Below are 19138 nucleotides of genomic sequence, written 5' to 3' on the forward strand. Positions count from 1 at the left end.
CCGTGGAGCTCCTGGTCGGCATCGCGGTCGTGGCGGCGATCGTCGCCGTGCCCGCGATCGTGCTGTGGCGGGTCCTGCGCGGCCGGCGCGAGCTCGGCACCAGCCCGGCCGAGCGCGCCACGTTCGAGACCCTCCACACCGCCTCGCTCGCCGGGCCGCCGCTCCGCGCGGGCCTCACCGCCGACGGCGCCGACCGCGCCTCGCGCCACCTGCGCCGGCTGCTCGGCTCGCCCGCGCTGGCGATCACCGACGGCGAGCGGCTGCTGGTGTACGACGGCGAGGGCGAGCACCACGCGGGGGAGGCGTTCGAGCACGCCCGCGCGACGCTCGGAGACGGTCGCACGCAGGTGCTGAGCATCTCCTGCGACCTGCTCGAATGCCCGATCAGGCAGGCCGTGGTGGTGCCGCTGACCACCGACGACCGGGTCGTCGGCACGCTCGCCGCCTACGGCCAGCACGCCTCCGCCGGGCTGGTCCGCGCCGCCCAGGAGGTGGCGGGCTGGGTCGACTCCCAGCTGGAGCTGGCCGAGCTCGACCGCTCCCGCACGCTGCTGATGGAGGCCGAGGTGCGGGCGCTGCGCGCGCAGATCTCGCCACACTTCATCTACAACTCCCTCACCACGATCGCCTCGTTCGTCCGCACCGACCCGGAGCGGGCCAGGGAGCTGCTGCTGGAGTTCGCCGACTTCACCCGCTACTCCTTCCGCCGGCACGGCGAGTTCACCACGCTCGCCGAGGAGCTGCGCTCCATCGACCGCTACCTGATCCTGGAGCGCGCCCGCTTCGGCGACCAGCTCCAGGTGACGCTGCGCATCGCGCCGGAGGTGCTGCCGGTCGCGGTGCCGTTCCTGTGCCTGCAGCCGCTCGTCGAGAACGCCGTCAGGCACGGCCTGGAGAGCAAGGACGGCGTCGGCCGCATCGCGATCATGGCGGAGGACGCCGGCGCCGAGTGCCGCATCAGCGTCGAGGACGACGGTCTCGGCATGGACCCCGACAGGCTGCGGCGCATCCTCGCAGGTGAGATCCCGCCGGCGGGCGGCGTCGGGCTGGCCAACGTCGACCTGCGGCTGCGCCAGGTGTACGGCGACGAGTACGGGCTGGTCGTCGAGACGGGCCGCGGAGCGGGCACGAAGGTCAACGTCAGGTTGCCGAAATATCACCCAGGCGTCTCAGCCCGTTGACCTGGATCTTTGTTGTCGGTTTTATCACTGTACATGGCGCAACTTCGGGTGCTCGCGGTGGACGACGAACTTCCCGCCCTGGAAGATCTCTCCTACTTGCTCCGCGCCGACCCACGGATCGGCGAGGTGGCCACCGCCCGCGACGGGGCCGCCGCGCTGCGCCTGCTGGACCGGGCCATCGCCGAAGGCCGGCCGATCGACGCGGTCTTCCTCGACATCAGGATGCGCGGCCTCGACGGGGTGGTGCTGGGCAGGCTGCTGTCCCAGTTCGCCAACCCGCCGCGGGTGGTGTTCGTGACCGCGTACGAGGAGCACGCCGTCGACGCCTTCGAGATCAAGGCCGAGGACTACCTGCTCAAACCCGTGCGCCCGGAACGCCTGGCCGAGGCGATCAGACGGGTCGCGGTCTCGGCCGACGTGCCCGTCGACGGCGCCGAGACCGACACGATCCCGGTCGAGCTGGGCGGGGTGACCCGGTTCGTGTCCAGCGCCGACGTCATCTACGTGGAGGCGCACGGCGACTACGCCCGCCTGCACACCGCCACCGGCAGCCACCTCGTGCGCATCCCGCTGGCCACGCTGGAGGAGCGGTGGGCGGCGGCCGGGTTCGTCCGCGTGCACCGCAGCCACCTGGTCGCGGTCAAGCACATCGTCGAGCTGCACATCGACTCCGGCCGGTGCACGGTCCGGGTCGGAGACACCGAGATCCCCGTCAGCCGCCGCCACACCCGTGAGCTGCGCGACCTCCTCGTCCGCCGAGCCCGGCGGCACAGGCCCGAATGAGCCGCGCCAGGGAAGGGGAGATCCTATTGAGCCACTGCCCCAGGAGACGTCAGACCTGTGAGCCCTGAACCCCGTCCCGGCCGCCGGGTGGCGGTCACCAGCCCCCACACCGCCGCCACGCGCAGACCCCGCTTCCCGGCGACCCGGGAGATCGACGAGCAGACGGATCTCGGCGAGGTCTACATGCGCTCGCTGCTGCGCACCCAGTTCCGGCTGGCCATGTTCGTCTGCACCGTGCTGGCCTGCGTGGTGTGCGGGCTGCCGCTGCTGTTCCTGCTCATCCCCGAGCTCGCCGAGGTCGACGTGCTCGGGATCCCGCTGCCGTGGGCCGTGCTGGCGGGGCTGATCTACCCGGCCTTCGTCATCGGGGCCTGGCTGTACGTGCGCCAGGCCGAGCGCAACGAGCGCCACTTCGCCGACCTGGTCGACCGTCAGTGAGCCTGGCCGCCGTCCTCATCGTCGTGGTGGCGACCGTGCTCATCGGCGCGTTCGGCATCCGCGTCTCCCGCACGACCTCCGACTTCTACGTCGCCTCCCGCACCGTCAGCCCGCTGTGGAACGCCTCGGCGATCGGCGGCGAGTATCTGTCGGCGGCGTCGTTCCTGGGCGTCGCCGGGCTCATCCTGTCGTACGGCGTCGACATGCTGTGGCTGCCGGTCGGCTGGACCGGCGGCTACCTGGTGCTGCTCGTGCTGGTGTCGGCGCCGCTGCGCCGCTCGGGAGCCTACACGCTGCCCGACTTCGCCGAGGCCCGGCTCGAGTCCATGATGGTACGGCGCACCGCCAGCGTGCTCGTGGTGCTCATCGGCTGGCTGTACCTCATGCCGCAGTTCCAGAGCGCGGGCCTGGTGCTGCGGACGATCACCGGGGCGCCGGTGTGGGCGGGCGGGCTGCTGGTCGCCGGCGTGGTGGTGCTCAACGTGCTGTCGGGCGGGATGCGTTCCATCACGTTCGTGCAGGCGTTCCAGTACTGGCTCAAGCTGACCGCGCTGGCCGTGCCGGTGGTGTTCCTGCTGCTCGCCTGGCGGGCCGACGGGGCGCCCCCGCTGAGCGCGGAGGACACCGAACTCTGGCTCACCCCGCTGGGCGGGCCCAGGGAGTACGGGGTGTACTCGACGTACTCCCTGATCCTGGCCACCTTCCTGGGCACGATGGGGCTGCCGCACGTGCTCGTCCGCTTCTACACCAACCCCGACGGCCGGGCCGCCCGCCGCACCACGCTCGTCGTGCTGTCGCTGCTCGGCGCCTTCTACCTGCTGCCGGCCGTGTACGGCTGGCTCGGCCGGCTGTACGCGCCCGACCTGGTCCGCACGGACACCGTGGTGCTGACGCTGCCCTCCCGGATGATCGGCGGCACCCTCGGCGACCTGCTGACCGCGCTCGTCACCGCCGGAGCGTTCGCCGCGTTCCTGTCCACCTCCTCCGGGCTGACCGTCTCCGTGGCCGGCGTGATCGCGCAGGACCTGCTCAAGGGCGGGGTGCGCTCGTTCAGGATCGCCACGCTGATGGCGGTCGCGGTGCCGCTGGCGCTGGCCCTGTGGGCGCGGGCGCTGCCGGTGGCCGACGTGGTCGGGCTGGCGTTCGCGGTGGCCGCCTCGTCGTTCTGCCCGCTGCTGGTGCTCGGCATCTGGTGGCGAAGACTGTCCACGACCGGCGCGCTGGCGGGGCTGTTCGCCGGCGGCGGGCTGGCCTGCCTGGCGGTGCTCGTCACGATCACCGGCGGCCCGTACGACGGGATGCTGGGCGCCCTGCTGGCCCAGCCCGCCGCGTGGACCGTGCCGATCGCGTTCCTGGTCATGGTGGTGGTGTCGTTCGTCACCCAGCACCGCGTGCCCAGGGGCGTGGCCAGGATCATGGTCCGCCTGCACACCCCGGAGAACCTCGACCTCGACCGCGGCGACTGGCGTCCGCGTTCCTCCTGACGGACGGCTCCGCGCGGATGACGGTTCTAGGCTGGCCCGTATGCTGATCCGTCCCAGAGACCCCGCGGACCTGGACGCCTGTGTCGAGGCGCTCGCCCAGGTCCATCGCGCCGACCGCTACCCGGTGGACTGGCCGGACGACCCCCGGGGCTGGCTGAGCCCGGCCGACCTGGCGTCGGCCTGGATCGCGGCGGAGGCCGGCGCCGTGCTGGGCCACGTCGGTCTCACCCGGGACGGTGAGGTCACCCGTCTGTTCGTGACCCCGGCGGCGCGCGGGCGCGGCCTGGCCGCCGGGCTGCTGGGCTCGGTCCGTGCCGCCGTGCGCGGGCCGCTGAAGCTGGAGGTCTCCGCCGAAGGCGAGGCGGCCATCGCGTTCTACGAGCGGTCGGGCTGGCGCAGGGTGCGCAGCAGCCGTGCCGACTGGATCAACGCGGGCGGTGAGCCGGCGCTGCTCCACCACTACGTGAGCTCGTAGCGGCAACCCATAGAAATCGGGCATATCGCCGGGCGATCGTCGCGCGGCCCTCCTACGCTCGGCTTGTCCACCGACAGGCGGGGGGACGCCATGGCCACCCCGGACGAGGCCGCGCGGGCGCTGCGCGCCGTCGCCCGCCTGGCCGAGGAGCAGGGCGACGCGCTCGACCGGGCCTTCCGGCTCTTCGGCGACGGCGCGCTGCTCGGCCCCAGGGCCGCCCGATTACACGCCGGGCTGGTGGACCGCTGCACTGAGGTCGGCCAGGCCTTTACCCGGGCCTTCCGCCAGGTCGAACGCCTCGCCACGGCCCGCGGCGACCCGTCCCGTGTGCCCGCCCCGCACCCGCGCCGCCCGCCCGTGCCGCTGCGCGAGCCGCCCGGCGGCTTCGTGGGCGGCGACCCCGACCTCATGCAGGCCATCGACGCCGAACTGGCCGAGGTCGCCGAATCCTGGCAGCTTGCCGGTCAGAGCCTGGCGGCGACGCTCGTCCGCGTCGGCCTCGACAGCGCGCCCGGCCAGGACGTCGCCCGCGCCGGCGCCTGGCTGGCCGACCAGCGCCCCGACCTGCGCCGCCGCCGCGCCGACCTGCTCAAGACCACGCCCCAGCCGGAGCCGCCCCCGCGGTCGGCCACCGACCCGGCGACCACCCCTGGTACCAACCCGGCGACCGACCCGGCGACCACCCCTGGTACCAACCCGGCGACCGACCCGGCGACCGACCCGGCGACCAACCCGGCGACGGACAGGGCAACGGGCACGGCGACGGACGCGGCCACCGGCACGGTGGGTGACGCGGCGGCCGACGCGGTCACCGACACGCTGTCCCGCGTCGGCGCCTTCTGGGCCGACCAGGTGGCCGGCCTCGTGCCCGCCGCGGGCGGCCTCGCCCACCAGTACGCGGAGCGCGTGGCCGTACCCCTGGCCCAGGGCGCCGCGGAAGCCGTCATCGGCGCCGCCCGGTTCGGCTGGGAGCACTCGCTGGGCGGCCTCATCACGAACCCCTCAGGTCCGGTGGAACGCGCGCGGGCGGCGTACGACGCGGGCGAGTTCGCGGCCGAGCACCCGCTGGAGTTCGCCAAGTCCGCTGTCGACTGGGAGACGCTGACGGAGAACCCGGCCCGCTGGTTCGGCCGCCTCATCCCCGAGGTCCTGCTCGGGGCCGGCACGGCCGCCACCCGCGCGGGCCGACTCACCGGCGCGGCCACGCGGGCCGGTCCCCGCCTCCCGGACGGTTCCCCGATCCCCCCGCCCAGGACCGCCGCCGACGGCCCGCCCCTGAGAACCATCCCGATGCGGCGCCAGCACGTGGGGGAGGAGCGCACCGGCGTGCGCTACCTCGACGAGAAGGGGTTGGCGAGCAGACGACTGGTGATCCACGACGGAAAGCTCTACGACGTCTACGGGAGGCCGTTCGACACCACCCGAGCGCATGCCCACTTCTCGGGAAAGGGACGCGCCATCTTCGTGATGGACCGATATGGGAACCTGTACGCGAACTCCAAGCACGTCGTAGGCGAATTCCATCACTCCAGCTTCCTGCGCGGCGGCGAAGTGGCGGCAGCAGGAGACGTTGAAGTGAAAGATGGAGTGCTGAAGGCGATTTCCCGACATAGCGGCCACTACCGCCCAGGTCCCGAGGCTCTACGGCAGGCTATCGACCGCCTGAGAAGTGCCGGAGTCGACTTCACGGGCGTGAGCAAGGAGGGATATACCAGTGGGTGATTTCCCGCCGCCTTGGGGCTGGCGCCGCGTGGTCTGGTCCCTGCTCTATACCGTGCAGTTCAAGCCGGTCCTCGACGACGACCTTGTCGAGTGGAGGGCCCGAGGGCTGGTGCTGGAGCCGTTCAGCGGCTTCGGGCGGGAAGAGCTGTACGAGGCGCTCCAGGAGGCGCTGAGCAGTGAGGAGCCGCTCCTCGATCTGATGCCGGATCCACCGGTACCGCGTAGCGAGCATGACGTCCGCGATTTCCTGCGCCGCGTGCTCGAGCGCATGGAATCCTTGCGACCCTGGCCGGAGCTGCCGTTCCTCGTCATGCGGGGGGACACGTGGCCGGATCTCGGCGACTGCCGGGAGATCGCCCGGTTGCACCTGGACGAGCACCAGGTCGGCGACCGGCTCCATGCCATTTTCCACCGATCCGACGACGGCGGCCTCTGGCTGCCGTTGCGCCTCAACTCCGGGGACGAGGTGGCGCTGGTGGAACGTCGGCGGCGGGACCGTCGCGACGTGGCCGTGCTGGCGCGGCCGAGCCCAGGGCGCGCCCCCGAGGACGTCCTGGCGGCGTTCCTGCACGTCACCGGCTTCGTCCCGGAGGAGATCGACGACCTCACGGACGGCCTGAACGCCGCCTCCAGGGGCGGCGCGGGCTCCGGCTGGCTCGCCTACCTGCTGCGGCTGGAGAACTCGATCGCCACGTTGGCGGGCGAGGAGCCGGTCCGGGTGAGCAGGTCCACCTACGAAGCCTTCCTGCGCACCCGCCTCTACTGCCAGGCCACCGAGAGCCCCGGCGTCGTCGCCGTCGGGCCGCCGGGGGCCGGGCTGGTGCCGGCGTTCACCCTTCCCGAAGCGCTGGCCGCGTTCGCGGCGGCAGGCAAGGACGAGACGGAGCCGCGCTTCTTCTCGGCCACCGGAAAGGACCTGCTCGACCTCATCCCCGAGGGCTACGGCGTGCTGGTCGACCCCGGCACCGCGTACGCCACCGCCTTCGCCGCCGGAGGGCCGGGCTAGGGCGGCGGGATCTCGCCGGAGCCGCGCGCGACCAGCTCCACCGGGATCTTGACCCGGCGGCCCGCACCCGAGCGGTCCAGCAGCAGGTCCACCGCGCCGCGCGCGAGCCGGTCGACGTCGTAGCGGACCACGGTCACGCCGGGGTCGAACACGTCGGCCAGCGCGAAGTCATCGAATCCCACGTAAGCGGGGCGTTCCGGGCGTTCGCGCAGCGCCTGCAGGATGCCGATCGCGGCCCGGTTGTTCGCGGCGAAGAACGCCGTCGGCGGCGAGGGCAGGCCGAGCAGGCGCTCCACCTCGCGGGAGACCCGCCACGGGTCGAACACCCCGCGCACCACCAGGGACTCGTCCAGCGCCGCCCCCAGCGCCGTGCGGTAGCCGGTCGCGCGGTCGTGCACCGAGCTGAGCCCGTCGTCGTCGGAGATGAGCGCGATCCGGCGGTGGCCGCGCGCCAGCAGGTGCTCGGTCGCGATCAGCCCGCCCCTGACGTCGTCCAGCGCCACCACGTCGGCCCCCTCCAGCCCGGGCGGCAGCCGGTCCACGAACACCGCCTCCAGCCCAGGATGCCCGGCCAGCCACGAATGGTCGGCGGGGGAGGGGACGATGATGAGCGAGTCCACGCCCCGCGCGTACATGGACTCCACCAGCATGCGCTCGCGTTCCGGCCGTTCCTCGTAGGAGCCGAACACGACCAGCGCCTCGTGCTCGGCCGCCGCCGCCTCGACCGCCTTGGCCAGGCGGGAGTAGAACTCGTTGGAGATGTTCTCCATGATCAGCCCGAGCGTCAGCATGGTGGCGCCGCGCGCCAGCCGGCTGGCCGCCTCGTTGCGCCGGAAGCCGAGCGCGCTGATCGACGCCCGCACCCGCTGCCGCAGCGCCGCGCTCACGTGCGGCTCCTGGTTGACCACCCGGGAGACGGTCTTGAGGCTCACGCCCGCGTGCCGGGCGACGTCCACCATGGTCGGTTTCCCCGGGGTCGCTGTCATAGTGTCCCCTCATGGACGATGAATGGATCTGCGGACGCCTCGGCGAGGACGAGCCCTGGATGCTGGGCGCGGTCAACCCGCCGATCTTCGAGAACTCGCTGTTCACCTTCGCCAACGCGGCCGAGCTGGGCGAGGCGATCAGGAACGAGGACGAACGGTACGTCTACTGGCGCGGCACCAACCCCACCGTCGACCTGGCGCAGCGCAAGCTGGCCGCGCTGGAGCGGGCCGAGCGCGCCAAGTGTTTCGCCTCCGGCATGGGCGCGATCTCCGCGACGATCTCCTCGCTGGTGTCGGCGGGCGATCACGTGCTGGTGCTGGGCGCGGTGTACGGGCCGACCACCCAGTTTCTGCGTTACCTGGAGAAGTTCGGCGTGACGCATACGCATGTGGTCGATCTCGACGCGTGTGACAGCGCTATCAAGGACCACACCCGCCTACTCTACTTCGAGTCTCCCTCGTACATGCGGTACGAGATCTTCGACATCCCCGCCGTCACCCGCTGGGCGGCCGGGCACGGCCTGGTCACCGTGATGGACAACACCTGGTCCACCCCGATCTTCCAGAAGCCGCTGACCATGGGCGTGGACCTGGTGGTGCACTCGCTGTCGAAGTACGCGGGCGGCCACAGCGACCTGGTGGGCGGGGTGGTGGCGGGCCCGTCCCGGCTGATCAGGCCGCTGGCCCTGACCGAGTACCAGCTCTACGGCGCCGCCATGTCACCGCACGACGCGGCCAAGGTCATCAGGGGACTGCGCACGCTGCCGGTGCGGATGGCCGCGCACCAGGAGCGCGGGCTGGCGGTGGCGGCGTTCCTGGAGGGCCACCCGGCGGTGCGCCGGGTCAACCACCCCGGGCTGCCCTCGCATCCCGGGCACCGGCTGGCGCTGCGCCAGATGTCGGGCTTCTCCAGCCTGTTCAGCTTCGAGCTGGCCACCGAAGAGCGCGACGAGGTCGCCGCCTTCCTGGACGAGCTGCGCCACTTCCGCGTCGGGGTGTCGTGGGGCGGCTTCGAGAGCCTGGTCAACGCGCCGGCGCTGTCCACCGAGGAGAGCGTGCGGGCGACCATGGGCATCCCGGCGGGGCTGGTGCGGCTCTCGGTCGGCCTGGAACCGGCCGAGACGCTGATCAAGGACCTGGGCGGCGCGCTGGAGCGGATGGGGAACGCCTGACAGCGCTGTCCGTCCACGAGCGGTGGGACGGTGAGAGGCCGATCTACCGTTCGTCGTACTCAATTGACCATTCACCGCAACAGCTCTCCAGTTGAACGCCGCTCGTCGGCGGCTCGGCGACAGGCGTCGCGCGAGATCTCCACGCGGGGCGCTCCGGGCTCTTACCGTGAGCGTGATCCTCATCACAATGGAGGTCTCGTGACGACCAGAGAACATGACGCGTCCGTCTATGAACAAATGCAGGAGAGCACTGAATTCCAAGAGCTGAAGCGGCGTTTCCGGCGTTGGACGTTCCCCATGACGGTGGCGTTCCTGGCGTGGTACCTGCTGTATGTGGTGCTGTCGGGCTGGGCCCGAGGCTTCATGGGGATCAAGTTGCTCGGTGACATCAATGTCGGGCTGGTCCTGGGCCTGCTCCAGTTCGTGTCCACCTTCTGGATCGCCTGGGCCTACTCCCGCCATGCGGAGAAGAAGCTCGACCCCATCGCCGACAAGCTGCGGCACGAGGTGGAGGAGAAGACTCAGTGAGCTCGACCACCCTCTCAACGATCCTCTTCCTGGCGTTCGTCGCGGCCACCCTCGGCATCACGGTCTGGGCCAGCCGCCAGACCAAGACGGCCGCCGACTACTACGCGGGCGGCCGGTCCTTCAGCGGCGCGCAGAACGGCCTGGCCATCGGCGGCGACTACATGTCGGCGGCCTCCTTCCTGGGCATCGCGGGCATCATCGCGCTGTTCGGCTACGACGGGTTCCTGTACTCCATCGGCTTCCTGGTGGCGTGGCTGGTGGCGCTGCTGCTGGTGGCCGAGCTGATGCGGAACTCCGGCAAGTTCACCATGGCCGACGTGCTCGCCTTCCGGATGAGCCCGCGCCCGGTCCGCACCGCCGCCGGCGTGTCCACCATCGTGGTCAGCATCTTCTACCTGCTGGCCCAGATGGTCGGCGCCGGCGCCCTGGTCGGCCTGCTGCTCGGCGTCACCTCCGAGGCGGGCAAGGTCTGGACGATCGTCGCCGTCGGCGCTCTGATGATCGTGTACGTGGTCTTCGGCGGCATGAAGGGCACCACCTGGGTCCAGATCGTCAAGGCCGTGCTGCTCATGACCGGCGCCGCCCTGGTGACCATCCTGGTGCTCGCCGAGTTCGGCTTCAACCTGTCGGGCCTGCTCGGTCAGGCGGCCGCGACCAGCGGCCCGGGGGCCAACCCCGACAGCTTCCTCAGTCCCGGCCTGAGGTACGGCACCGAGGAGCAGGGCCTGGCCGGCAAGATCGACCTGATCAGCCTCGGCCTCGCGCTCGTGCTCGGCACCGCCGGCCTGCCGCACATCCTCATCCGCTTCTACACGGTCCCGACCGCCAAGGACGCCCGCAAGTCCGTCATGTGGGGCATCGGCATCATCGGCACCTTCTACCTGCTGACGCTCGTGCTCGGCTTCGGCGCCGCCGCCATCGTCGGCCGGGAGGAGATCGTCGCCCAGGATCCGGGAGGCAACACGGCGGCGCCGCTGCTCGCGCTGCGGATCGGCGAGGAGATCTTCGGCTCGGTGGGCGGCACGATCCTGCTGGCCTTCATCGGCGCGGTCGCCTTCGCCACGATCCTCGCGGTGGTGGCGGGCCTCACGCTCGCCTCATCCTCCAGTTTCGCCCACGACCTGTACGCGCACGTCTTCCGGCGCGGCCAGGCCAGCGAGCGGCAGGAGGTCGTGGTGGCGCGGATCTCCGCCCTGGTCATCGGCGCCGTGGCGATCGGCCTGAGCATCCTCGCGCAGAACCAGAACGTCGCCTTCCTGGTGGCCCTGGCCTTCGCGGTGGCGGCCTCGGGCAACCTGCCGGCGATCCTCTACAGCCTGTTCTGGAAGAGGTTCAACACGGCGGGCGCGGTCAGCGCCATCTACGGCGGTCTCCTCTCCGCCCTGCTGCTGGTCGTCTTCTCGCCGGTCGTCTCCGGCGGAGAGAGGGCCCTGCTCCCCGACGCCGACTTCGCCTGGTTCCCGCTCAGCAACCCGGGCATCATCTCGATCCCGTTCGGCTTCCTGTGCGGCTACCTCGGCACGATCATGAGCAAGGAGTACAACGCCGCCAAGTACGCCGAGATCGAGGTGCGATCCCTCACCGGCGTCGGCGCGGAGAAGGCCGTCAAGCACTAGAACCGCCGAGCGGGCCCGGCCGGGTGGCCGGGCCCGCTCGCACGGAGTCAGCCGAGGGTCAGCCCACCGGCTCCGCGCGCAGCCGCGCCGAGTGCTTCACCAGCGTGATCAGCACCTCGCGGCTGGAGTCGCGCTTGCGCGCGTCGCACATCACGATCGGGATCGACGGGTTGAGCTGCAGCGCCAGCCGCACCTCGGGCAGGTCGTACGAGGGAGCCCCCTCGAAACAGTTGACCGCGACCACGAACGGCGTGCCGCGCCGCTCGAAGTAGTCGACCGAGGGGAAGCAGTCGGCCAGCCGCCGGGTGTCGGCCAGGATGACCGCGCCCAGCGCCCCCTCCGCCAGTTCGTCCCAGACGAACCAGAACCGCTCCTGGCCGGGCGTGCCGAACAGGTAGAGCACGTACTCGTCGTTCAGCGTGATGCGGCCGAAGTCCATCGCCACGGTCGTGGTCCGCTTGGCCTCGACGCTGGACAGGTCGTCCACGCCCACGCTGCGGTCGGTGAGGATCTCCTCGGTGCGCAGCGGCCGGGTCTCGGACACCGCGCCCACCATGGTCGTCTTGCCCGCGCCGAAGCCGCCGGCCACGAGAATCTTGATGGCCCGCGGGAGGCGCGGCCGCTCAGAGCGATCGAAGACCATCGAGCACCGCCCTGTACATCTTCACGTCATGCATGTCCACCTCGGATTGCGGTTCCTGGGCCGAGACGAGCTCCCTGTCGAACAGGTCGCCGAGCAGCACGCGGATGGTGCCCGCGGGCAGGTTCAGATGGGCGGCGATCTCCGCCACGGATTTGGGCTCGCGGCAGAGCCGCAGGATCGACAGGTGCTCCGGGTCCAGCCCGGCGTCCGGGCCGGGCGGCGGGCCGATCGCGAGCGCCATGGAGATGAGGTCGAACCTGCCCCGCGTGGGGGCCGTCCGGCCGCGCGTCACCACGTACGGGCGGATGATCTCCGGGTCGATCCAGTGCTCGTCCGTGGGGCCGTCGGTGGCGCTCACCGTTCCCTCCCCGCCTCGACCTGCGCGGCCTCGACCCGCGCCCCCGAGGTGAGGTACTGGCCGACGCGGGCGACCATCATCGCCATCTCGTAGGCGACGAGGCCGATGTCGGCCTGCTGCCCGCACAGCACGGCCAGGCAGGCGCGCTCGCCGGCCGTGGTGACGATGAGGAACTGGGACTTCCACTCCACCACCGTCTGCTTGACGGGGCCGCCCTTCACGTGCTCGGAGACTCCCTTGGCCAGGCTCTGCAGCCCGGAGGCCACGGCCGACAGGTGCTCGCCGTCGGTGCGTACCAGCCCGGCCGAGGAGGCCATCAGCAGGCCGTCGGAGGACAGCACGATCGCGTGCTCGACGTCGCCGATCCGCCCGACCAGGTCGTCGAGCAGCCAGTTGAGGTCGGTGCCGGGGCTCATGAGTCACCTCCCGGCTGCTCGCCCATCAGCTTGGCGGCCTCGGTCCGGCCGAGACGGGTGCCCGACTGCAGGGATCCCATCATCGCCCGGATCTCCTCCGGCGAACGCTCATCGTCCTCCTCGGTGTCGTCCAGCGTGCTCGGCCCCTCCTCGCGCAGGGCGGGGGCCAGGTTGGCCTGCGGCACGCGCAGCGGCAGGCCTCCGGGGGTGAACTCGGGCTGCTTCGGCTCCACGGTCTCCTCGGACTCGCCGGTCCGCGCGGGCACGGCGCGCGGCGCCGGCTGCTGGTTCGGGGCCTGACGAGGCTGGTCGCGTACGGGCTGGGGCAGGGGCTGCGGCCGCGCCGGATCGGCGGCGACCTTGAGCTGGCGGACGTTGTGCGTCGCGGGCGCGCGCTCCGCCACCGCCACGGCCCTGCGCGGCAGGGCCGGCGACGCCTCGCCCTCGTGCGGATGCGGGTCGGTGTCGACCTCGACGAGGTCCTGCGGCAGCAGCACCACGACCGTCGTCCCCCCGTACGGGGAAGCCTTCAGCCTGACCTGGATGTCGTGCCTCCTGGCCAGCTGGCTCACCACGTACAGGCCCAGTCGTGCGGTGCCCGTGATCCGGAACTCCGGCGGGTCGGCGATGCGCTCGTTCGCCGAGGCCAGGTCCTCCGGCTTCATGCCGAGGCCCCGGTCCTCGATCTCGATCACGTACCCGTTGGCCACGAGCTGCCCGCTGACCTGCACCGCCGTGTACGGCGGGGAGAACGAGACCGCGTTCTCGATCAGCTCGGCGAGCAGGTGGATGACGTCGCCGACGGCGCGGCCGACGAGCACCACGTCGCCCAGCGGCAGGATCGTCACCCGGGTGTAGTCCTCCACCTCGGCCAGCGCGCCGCGCACCACGTTCAGCATCGGCACCGAGCGCCGCCAGGTGCGGGCGGGGGACGAGCCGGACAGGACGATGAGGTTCTCCGCGTTGCGGCGCATCCGGATGGCCAGGTGGTCCAGCCGGAACAGCTCCTTCAGCTCCTCCGGGTCGGTCTCGCGCCGCTCCATCACGTCCAGCACGGTGAGCTGGCGGTGCACCAGGCCCTGCGTCCTGCGGGCCAGGCTGAGCAGGATGTCGCGGATGCTGCGGCGCAGTTCGGCCTGCTCGGCGGCGACGCTGATCGCCGTGTGCTGCACGGCGTTGAACGCCTGGCCCACCTGGCCGATCTCGTTGTCGCCGAAGTCGAGGTCGGGCACCTCCTTCGAGACGTCCACCACCTCGCCGTGGCCGATGCGCTCGACCACGCGCGGCAGCCGCTCGTCCGACAGCTCGTGCGCGGCGTCGCGCAGCTTCCTGAGCTGGGCGAGCAGCTGCCTGGTCGTGGTGATCGACAGCACGATCGAGGCGATGACCGCCACCAGGCCGAGGCCGCCGGCCAGGAGGAGCCGGACGACGACGCCGACGGCGATGGGCACGATGCGCTCCGCCAGCCGGTCACCGGCCGCGAGCGTCACCCGCTGCATGTCGGCCAGCGTCGACTCGGTCGCCTTGCGCCACTCCTCGGCGTCCACCGGCAGCGGCCCGACGCGGGGGTCGTGCTGGATGAGCCGCTGCTCCATCGCCTGCACCCGGGTGGCGGGGTCGCTCTTCATCCACCGGTCGAAGGCCGTCCAGTCCTCGTCCGGGAGCTGGGACATGGCCGTGGACAGCGTGTGGCGGAAGACGCCCGCGGTGGTGATGAACTCGGCGTGCTCGTCCGGGGTGAACCCGCCCCTGGCGAAGACGCCCGCCATGAGCGCGTCCCCGCGCGCCAGCCACTCGCGGGAGAGGTGGATCTGCGAAAGGGTCCGTCCGTCCTTGGCGATCTCCTTGTCGTCGAACGCCGCCACCGAGTCGTACATCTGGTAGAGGGAGTCGATCACGTTGTTGTACGGGGCGGCGGCGGCCTGCGCGCCACCGGCCCGGCCGGAGTCGATCGACTTCCTGCCCTGGTCAAGCTTGGCCAGCTCGGCCCGCACGTCCGCGATGCGCTCCATCAGGGAGTCCTCGGCGGCCAGTGACACGGCGGTGCTGTCGATGGAGGCGGCGAACTCGGCGCGCGCGGCGTCCGTGCGCGCGCGCTGGTCGCGCAGCGCCTTGTCGGCGCCCCTGGACCCCGCGCCGATGCGGGCGATCGTCTGGCGGCGCTCGCGCTGCAGCTCGACGAGCAGCGGCTCGCTCGGCTCGACCACCTGCGAGTCGACGGTGGCGGCCCCGAGCAGGTTGACGCCCTCCCGCAGCGTGACCCAGGCGGCGAACGCCCACAGCAGGATGAGCGACACGATCAGCGCCGTGACCTTCGAGCGGACGCTGGCGTTACGGAAGCGCATCGGGCCCACCCGTCGGAAAAGCGCGGTAAGCATACCTTGTCAAGGCGGCGAAATGGGCAAACCAGGAATCTGACACTCGGGTCACCCTAGCAATGTACTATTGCTGCCTCAACACAAAACGGCGCGAATGAGACGCTATGTCCCGTTTTTCGGGTTAAATTCGTATTGCATGCGGGTCTCCACGACGTGTAAGGCTGCCAGGACCGCGGCTCGCACGATCGCTGTCGGCGAGTAAAGGTCCTTGTCATGCCACAATGGTGTGAAATGCGGTAAATCGACCACCTGGAGAAGATAGTCGTATCCACGCCCTGCTGCCCGCTTGCACCGCTCGTCCGGCTCCGGTCCTGACAGCAGCAAGGTCTGCACGGCGTAGGCGGTCTCCTCCGGCACGCCCGCCCACCGCCCCCACGACCCGTCGTCCCGCTGGCTGGCCAGCACCCACTCCCGCGCCCGCAGCACCGCGCCGGCGTGCTCCGGCCCGCCGAACTCGCCCAGCGCCAGCGCGCAGCCCAGCGTCGCGTAGTAGGGGGAGGCGTGCCACCGGTCGTCCCAGCTCCCGTCGGGCCGCTGGAGCCCGGCCAGCCAGCCGGCCACCCGCGCCATCACCGGCCCGTACCGCTCGGCCGCGGCGGGCCTGGCCCGCACGTACTGGCCGAACGCGTCCAGCACGTGGGCGTTGACGCTGGGCGAGAAGCCGTCCTCGCCCTGCCAGGTGCAGAAGTGCGTGCCCGTGTCGAACAGCAGCAGCGACTCGGGATCGGACGGCACGCCGAGCAGGGCCAGCGCGTAGAGGGCGACGCTGGTCGTGTCGGCGTCGGCGGGCAGGCCGGCGCCCGCCGGCGTGCCCTGCGGGCCGATCGCCGCCCGCAGGTCGGCGATCATCTCCGGCGGGGCCTCCACCGGCACGCCCGCCCTGGCCAGCCAGCTCAGCACCCATCCGCGCTCGAACACGGTGATCGGCAGCCCGACCGGGACCGGCCCGCCGAACCGCTTGGCCACCGCCTCCAGGTGGTGCCTGGCGGAGTCGGACGAGTCGGCCGGCGCGGAACCGCCCAGCCACGCGGCCGTCGCCGCCGGCGAGGCGCCGACCGTGCCGATCGACGTGGGCAGCACGCCGTCCGCCCGCTGCGGCACCGCCGCCTCCAGCACGTGCAGCACCTTCTGCGGCGGCTGGGCGCCGGACTCCAGCAGGCGCTTGACCAGTTCGAGCCGGGATCCGTCCATCCCGGGCGGATGCGGCAGCGGCTCGCCGTACCCGTGCCCGTCGATGAGCGCCACCAGCGACGGCACGATCAGGTCGATGGCCGGCGTGTCCGGCAGCTCGGGCGGCTGCGCGAGCATGCGCCGCAGCGCCTCCAGCCCCGCCTTCGCGGCCGGCAGGAGCACCTCGCGGTCGCCGTCGCGCGCCGCGCTCATCAGCGCCTCCGTGGCGCTCAGCGTCGGTACGAGCCGGTACCCGCCGGGCGGGCCCCACGAGCCGTCCGCACCCTGCTCGGCCAGCAGGAACGCGATCCGCTCCGCATGACCGCCGAGCCAGGGGGCCAGCGTGACCAGCCGCCCCGTCTCGTACACCGAAGGGGAGACCTGGCCCCACGGCGTCACCATGAGGCCCGCGACCAGCTCGGCGGCACGCCGGGTGATGTCGGTGCTCATGCCGCCCCCGAAGCCCAGAAGTCGGACAGCCCGTAGAAGCCGGCGCTGTAGTGGATCTGCCACCAGAGGTGGTCCGCGGCCCGCGGGCGGCTGTCGCGCAGCGGCCCGATCAGCTCGGCGGCCTCTCGCGCCAGCTCCGCCATCCGCGTCCTCACCTCGTCCGCCGTCATGCCGAGGGTGAGCGCGTTGACGTCACCGGACGCCGACTCCCTGCGGTGCGTGGCCAGGTCGTTGAGCAGCCGCAGGTAGCGCTGCACGGTTTCGCCCGCCGCCCGCAGCTCCGCCAGGTCCTCCGGGGTCGTGACCTCGCCGGTGTAGATCCAGTGCGAGACCGCGATGAACAGGGCGCCGCTGCTGTCGGCGTTCGACAGGTACTTCTCGGGGGAGGGCCTGCCGCCGCCCCTGCTCCACTCCCACTCGCGGGCCATCGCGGCGACCATGAGCTCCAGCCGCTCACGCCAGGCCGGCTCCAGCGCGGCGAAGGCGGCCACGGTGCCCAGCTCGGCCCGCAGGTCCCCCACGAAGCGGGCGACGGGCGAAGCGGCCGGGAACCCGTCCGCGGCGGCCAGGCACGTGCTGGTCAGTGCCGCCACGTCGTCCCGTGCGGCCGCCTCCTCGTCGAACAGCCGGTCCACGGCGAACACCAGCAGCGACGCCCGGTTGACGACGCGCAGCGAGGCCGGGCTCGCCCACGGCGAGCCGAACGCGCCGGCCATCGCCAGCGAGCCGAAGAGACCGGAGTCGAAGGACTCGCGGGGGAACAGGCCCTCGTAGCGCGCCGCGTGCCGTTCGAGGTCGCGCCCGCCCGCCACCGCGAGCGCGCACGTCCGCCCGGTGGCGAACAGCGCGCCGGGATCGTTCATGACCGGCCCGCCGGCACGAGGGTCATCGTCAGCCCGGGCGGGGGCCGCAGCGAGGAGGCCAGCCGCGGGGTCACCGGGCGGTCGACGTGCACCACCGGCCGGTACTTGCGCAGGATCCCGGCGATCAGCAGCGGCGCCTCCATCTGGAACAGGTGCTGCCCCAGGCACACGTGCGGCCCCGCGCCGAACGGCCAGTAGGCGTAGCGGTGCCGCCCGGCCTCCCATCCCGGCGCGAACCGCTCCGGGTCGAACACCGTCGGCGACTCCCAGAAGTCCGGCATCCGGTGCGTCAGGTACGGGCTCAGCAGCATGGTGGCCCCGGCCTCGACCTCGACCCCGCCGACCACGTCCGCCTCCACGGCCTTGCGCGGCAGGATCCAGCCCGGCGGGTAGAGCCGCAGCAGCTCGTTGACGAACATCCTCAGGTACGGCATGTGCGGCAGGTGACTGGTGCTGACCGGGTCGCCGCCCACCACCCGGTCGATCTCCTCGTACACCTTCGCGGCGATCCCCGGGTAGGCGTCGAGGACCGGCCAGACCCAGGTCAGCGCCGTGGCCGAGGTCTCGGTGGAGGCTCCGTGCATGGCCACCAGGTCGTCCCTGATCCGCCGGTCGCCCTCCTCGCCGGGGACGTCCTCGCGGGCGCTGACCAGGCGCGCGACGACGTCGGTGCTGTCCTGGTCCAGGCCCTCCCGCGCCCGTGCCCTGGCCTCGCGGATGCGGGGGTACACCACCGCGTCGATGTCCTTGATCGCGCGCCGGAACGCCCGGTCGCCGGGCATCGGCATGCCTTCGGGCACGAACGGCATCACCAGGCGCACGGCCTTGGCGGTGACGGCGACGTCGTAGGCCGGCACCAGCCGGGCGATGTCCGCCGTGGAGATCTTCGAGCCGAAGAACAGCCGGACGATCGTCGGGTGCACGATCGCCGAGACGCCGCGGGAGATGTCCATCGGCCGCCCGGGGACGATCGTCTCCTCGATCAGCTCGTTGATGATCACGGCCATCTGCTCGGCCAGCGAGTTGACGTACCTGGCCGTGAAGAGCGGCTGCAGGATCCGGCGGCTCTCCGCCCAGGTCTCGCCATCCGACAGGATGCCCTCGCCGAGCAGCGGCGCCAGCGGGTCCCAGAACATGCCCTCACGGACGAAGTTGGTCTGGTTCTGGGTCAGCACGTGCTGGACGTGGTCGGGATGGGTCACCAGATAGGGGCGGAACGGGCCCATGTGGAGCCGGACGAGCTCGCCTCCGGCCTGCACCGATGCCTCTTCGAGGGCGTTGACCGGGATCCGGTGGTGCTTGGTGAGTCTGGTGAGAAAGGGAACGGTTCTGGTCGGTGCGGCGCCGGTCGCCACAGTCGTGCCTCCAAGCCCACAGCACCCCGCCCCCACCGGGACGGACATTTGCCCACAAAAGCCAAATCTAGGATGGAGTATCACATGATCTTGGCGGTACATTCAAGATCGAGG

18 protein-coding genes are annotated in these 19138 nt (G+C 71.7%); 10 read left to right on the top strand and 8 right to left on the bottom strand.

Translation table 11 applies throughout. The features are described from left to right. The first annotated feature begins 2 nt into the window (after window positions 1-2). The 7 genes from FR742_RS09420 to FR742_RS09455 all read left to right on the top strand — a co-directional run bounded on the left by FR742_RS09420 (window position 3) and on the right by FR742_RS09455 (window position 7089). Complete coding sequence (locus FR742_RS09420; RefSeq protein ID WP_148030596.1) at window positions 3-1181, top strand: sensor histidine kinase; 1179 nt, start codon at window positions 3-5, stop codon at window positions 1179-1181. A 33-nt stretch (window positions 1182-1214) separates the two neighbouring features. Continuing rightward, window positions 1215-1964 (top strand): LytTR family DNA-binding domain-containing protein, encoded by a 750-nt coding sequence (locus FR742_RS09425; RefSeq protein ID WP_148030597.1) that lies wholly within the window; start codon window positions 1215-1217, stop codon window positions 1962-1964. 57 nt (window positions 1965-2021) lie between these two features. Continuing rightward, window positions 2022-2402 (top strand): hypothetical protein, encoded by a 381-nt coding sequence (locus FR742_RS09430; protein ID WP_148030598.1) that lies wholly within the window; start codon window positions 2022-2024, stop codon window positions 2400-2402. Next, window positions 2399-3886 (top strand): cation acetate symporter, encoded by a 1488-nt coding sequence (locus tag FR742_RS09435; protein WP_148030599.1) that lies wholly within the window; start codon window positions 2399-2401, stop codon window positions 3884-3886. Before FR742_RS09430 ends, FR742_RS09435 begins: the two co-directional genes overlap by 4 nt. A gap of 40 nt (window positions 3887-3926) precedes the next feature. Further along, complete coding sequence (locus FR742_RS09440; RefSeq protein ID WP_222708878.1) at window positions 3927-4361, top strand: GNAT family N-acetyltransferase; 435 nt, start codon at window positions 3927-3929, stop codon at window positions 4359-4361. Window positions 4362-4424: 63 nt separating this feature from the next. Continuing rightward, window positions 4425-6083, top strand: coding sequence for a hypothetical protein (locus tag FR742_RS44430; RefSeq protein ID WP_187281458.1), 1659 nt, complete (start codon window positions 4425-4427; stop codon window positions 6081-6083). Continuing rightward, entirely contained in the window at window positions 6076-7089 is a 1014-nt protein-coding gene (locus tag FR742_RS09455; RefSeq protein ID WP_148030600.1) for an SseB family protein, read from the top strand. Before FR742_RS44430 ends, FR742_RS09455 begins: the two co-directional genes overlap by 8 nt. Here FR742_RS09455 and FR742_RS09460 read toward each other — a convergent pair. Further along, the gene (locus FR742_RS09460; protein ID WP_148030601.1) at window positions 7086-8075 is read right to left on the bottom strand and encodes a LacI family DNA-binding transcriptional regulator; all 990 of its coding nucleotides are present in this window, start codon (window positions 8073-8075) and stop codon (window positions 7086-7088) included. The two genes, FR742_RS09455 and FR742_RS09460, sit on opposite strands and share 4 nt — an antisense overlap. Before the next feature lie 11 nt (window positions 8076-8086). Between FR742_RS09460 and FR742_RS09465 the strand changes: the two genes are divergently transcribed. The 3 genes from FR742_RS09465 (at window position 8087) to FR742_RS09475 (ending at window position 11391) form a co-directional block, all read left to right on the top strand. Beyond that, window positions 8087-9247, top strand: coding sequence for a PLP-dependent aspartate aminotransferase family protein (locus FR742_RS09465; protein ID WP_148030602.1), 1161 nt, complete (start codon window positions 8087-8089; stop codon window positions 9245-9247). Window positions 9248-9445: 198 nt separating this feature from the next. Then, window positions 9446-9775, top strand: coding sequence for a DUF485 domain-containing protein (locus tag FR742_RS09470; protein WP_261808443.1), 330 nt, complete (start codon window positions 9446-9448; stop codon window positions 9773-9775). Then, complete coding sequence (locus FR742_RS09475; RefSeq protein ID WP_148030603.1) at window positions 9772-11391, top strand: cation acetate symporter; 1620 nt, start codon at window positions 9772-9774, stop codon at window positions 11389-11391. Before FR742_RS09470 ends, FR742_RS09475 begins: the two co-directional genes overlap by 4 nt. Before the next feature lie 58 nt (window positions 11392-11449). Here FR742_RS09475 and FR742_RS09480 read toward each other — a convergent pair whose 3' ends face one another. The 7 genes from FR742_RS09480 to FR742_RS09510 form a co-directional block, all read right to left on the bottom strand. After that, a complete protein-coding gene (locus FR742_RS09480) occupies window positions 11450-12034 on the bottom strand; it encodes an ATP/GTP-binding protein (RefSeq protein ID WP_148030604.1) in 585 nt (194 codons plus the stop codon). Further along, window positions 12015-12392: a DUF742 domain-containing protein gene (locus tag FR742_RS09485; RefSeq protein ID WP_148030605.1), complete on the bottom strand. Its 378-nt coding sequence runs from the start codon at window positions 12390-12392 to the stop codon at window positions 12015-12017. The genes FR742_RS09480 and FR742_RS09485 overlap by 20 nt, the downstream gene beginning before the upstream one ends. Further along, window positions 12389-12808, bottom strand: coding sequence for a roadblock/LC7 domain-containing protein (locus FR742_RS09490; RefSeq protein ID WP_148030606.1), 420 nt, complete (start codon window positions 12806-12808; stop codon window positions 12389-12391). Before FR742_RS09490 ends, FR742_RS09485 begins: the two co-directional genes overlap by 4 nt. Next, entirely contained in the window at window positions 12805-15153 is a 2349-nt protein-coding gene (locus tag FR742_RS09495; RefSeq protein ID WP_148030607.1) for a nitrate- and nitrite sensing domain-containing protein, read from the bottom strand. The genes FR742_RS09490 and FR742_RS09495 overlap by 4 nt, the downstream gene beginning before the upstream one ends. A 135-nt stretch (window positions 15154-15288) precedes the next feature. Continuing rightward, on the bottom strand, window positions 15289-16806 hold the full coding sequence (locus tag FR742_RS09500) for a prenyltransferase/squalene oxidase repeat-containing protein (protein WP_148030608.1): 1518 nt from the start codon (window positions 16804-16806) through the stop codon (window positions 15289-15291). Then, window positions 16803-17669, bottom strand: a complete 867-nt coding sequence (locus FR742_RS09505) for a terpene synthase family protein (protein WP_148030609.1) — start codon at window positions 17667-17669, stop codon at window positions 16803-16805. The genes FR742_RS09500 and FR742_RS09505 overlap by 4 nt, the downstream gene beginning before the upstream one ends. Beyond that, complete coding sequence (locus tag FR742_RS09510) at window positions 17666-19024, bottom strand: cytochrome P450 (protein WP_187281067.1); 1359 nt, start codon at window positions 19022-19024, stop codon at window positions 17666-17668. Before FR742_RS09510 ends, FR742_RS09505 begins: the two co-directional genes overlap by 4 nt. Window positions 19025-19138 lie beyond the last annotated feature (114 nt).

The sequence above is a fragment of the Nonomuraea sp. C10 genome (assembly GCF_008017515.1).
Taxonomy (GTDB): Bacteria; Actinomycetota; Actinomycetes; order Streptosporangiales; family Streptosporangiaceae; genus Nonomuraea; species Nonomuraea ferruginea.

Excerpts from the sequence above, each read along its gene's own strand:
- FR742_RS09425 (WP_148030597.1), top strand. The coding sequence starts at position 1,215 with ATGGCGCAACTTCGGGTGCTCGCGGTGGACGACGAACTTCCCGCCCTG.
- FR742_RS09440 (WP_222708878.1), top strand. The coding sequence starts at position 3,927 with ATGCTGATCCGTCCCAGAGACCCCGCGGACCTGGACGCCTGTGTCGAG.
- FR742_RS09460 (WP_148030601.1), bottom strand. The coding sequence starts at position 8,075 with ATGACAGCGACCCCGGGGAAACCGACCATGGTGGACGTCGCCCGGCAC.
- FR742_RS09465 (WP_148030602.1), top strand. The coding sequence starts at position 8,087 with ATGGACGATGAATGGATCTGCGGACGCCTCGGCGAGGACGAGCCCTGG.
- FR742_RS09480 (WP_148030604.1), bottom strand. The coding sequence starts at position 12,034 with ATGGTCTTCGATCGCTCTGAGCGGCCGCGCCTCCCGCGGGCCATCAAG.
- FR742_RS09490 (WP_148030606.1), bottom strand. The coding sequence starts at position 12,808 with ATGAGCCCCGGCACCGACCTCAACTGGCTGCTCGACGACCTGGTCGGG.
- FR742_RS09495 (WP_148030607.1), bottom strand. The coding sequence starts at position 15,153 with ATGCGCTTCCGTAACGCCAGCGTCCGCTCGAAGGTCACGGCGCTGATC.
- FR742_RS09500 (WP_148030608.1), bottom strand. The coding sequence starts at position 16,806 with ATGAGCACCGACATCACCCGGCGTGCCGCCGAGCTGGTCGCGGGCCTC.
- FR742_RS09505 (WP_148030609.1), bottom strand. The coding sequence starts at position 17,669 with ATGAACGATCCCGGCGCGCTGTTCGCCACCGGGCGGACGTGCGCGCTC.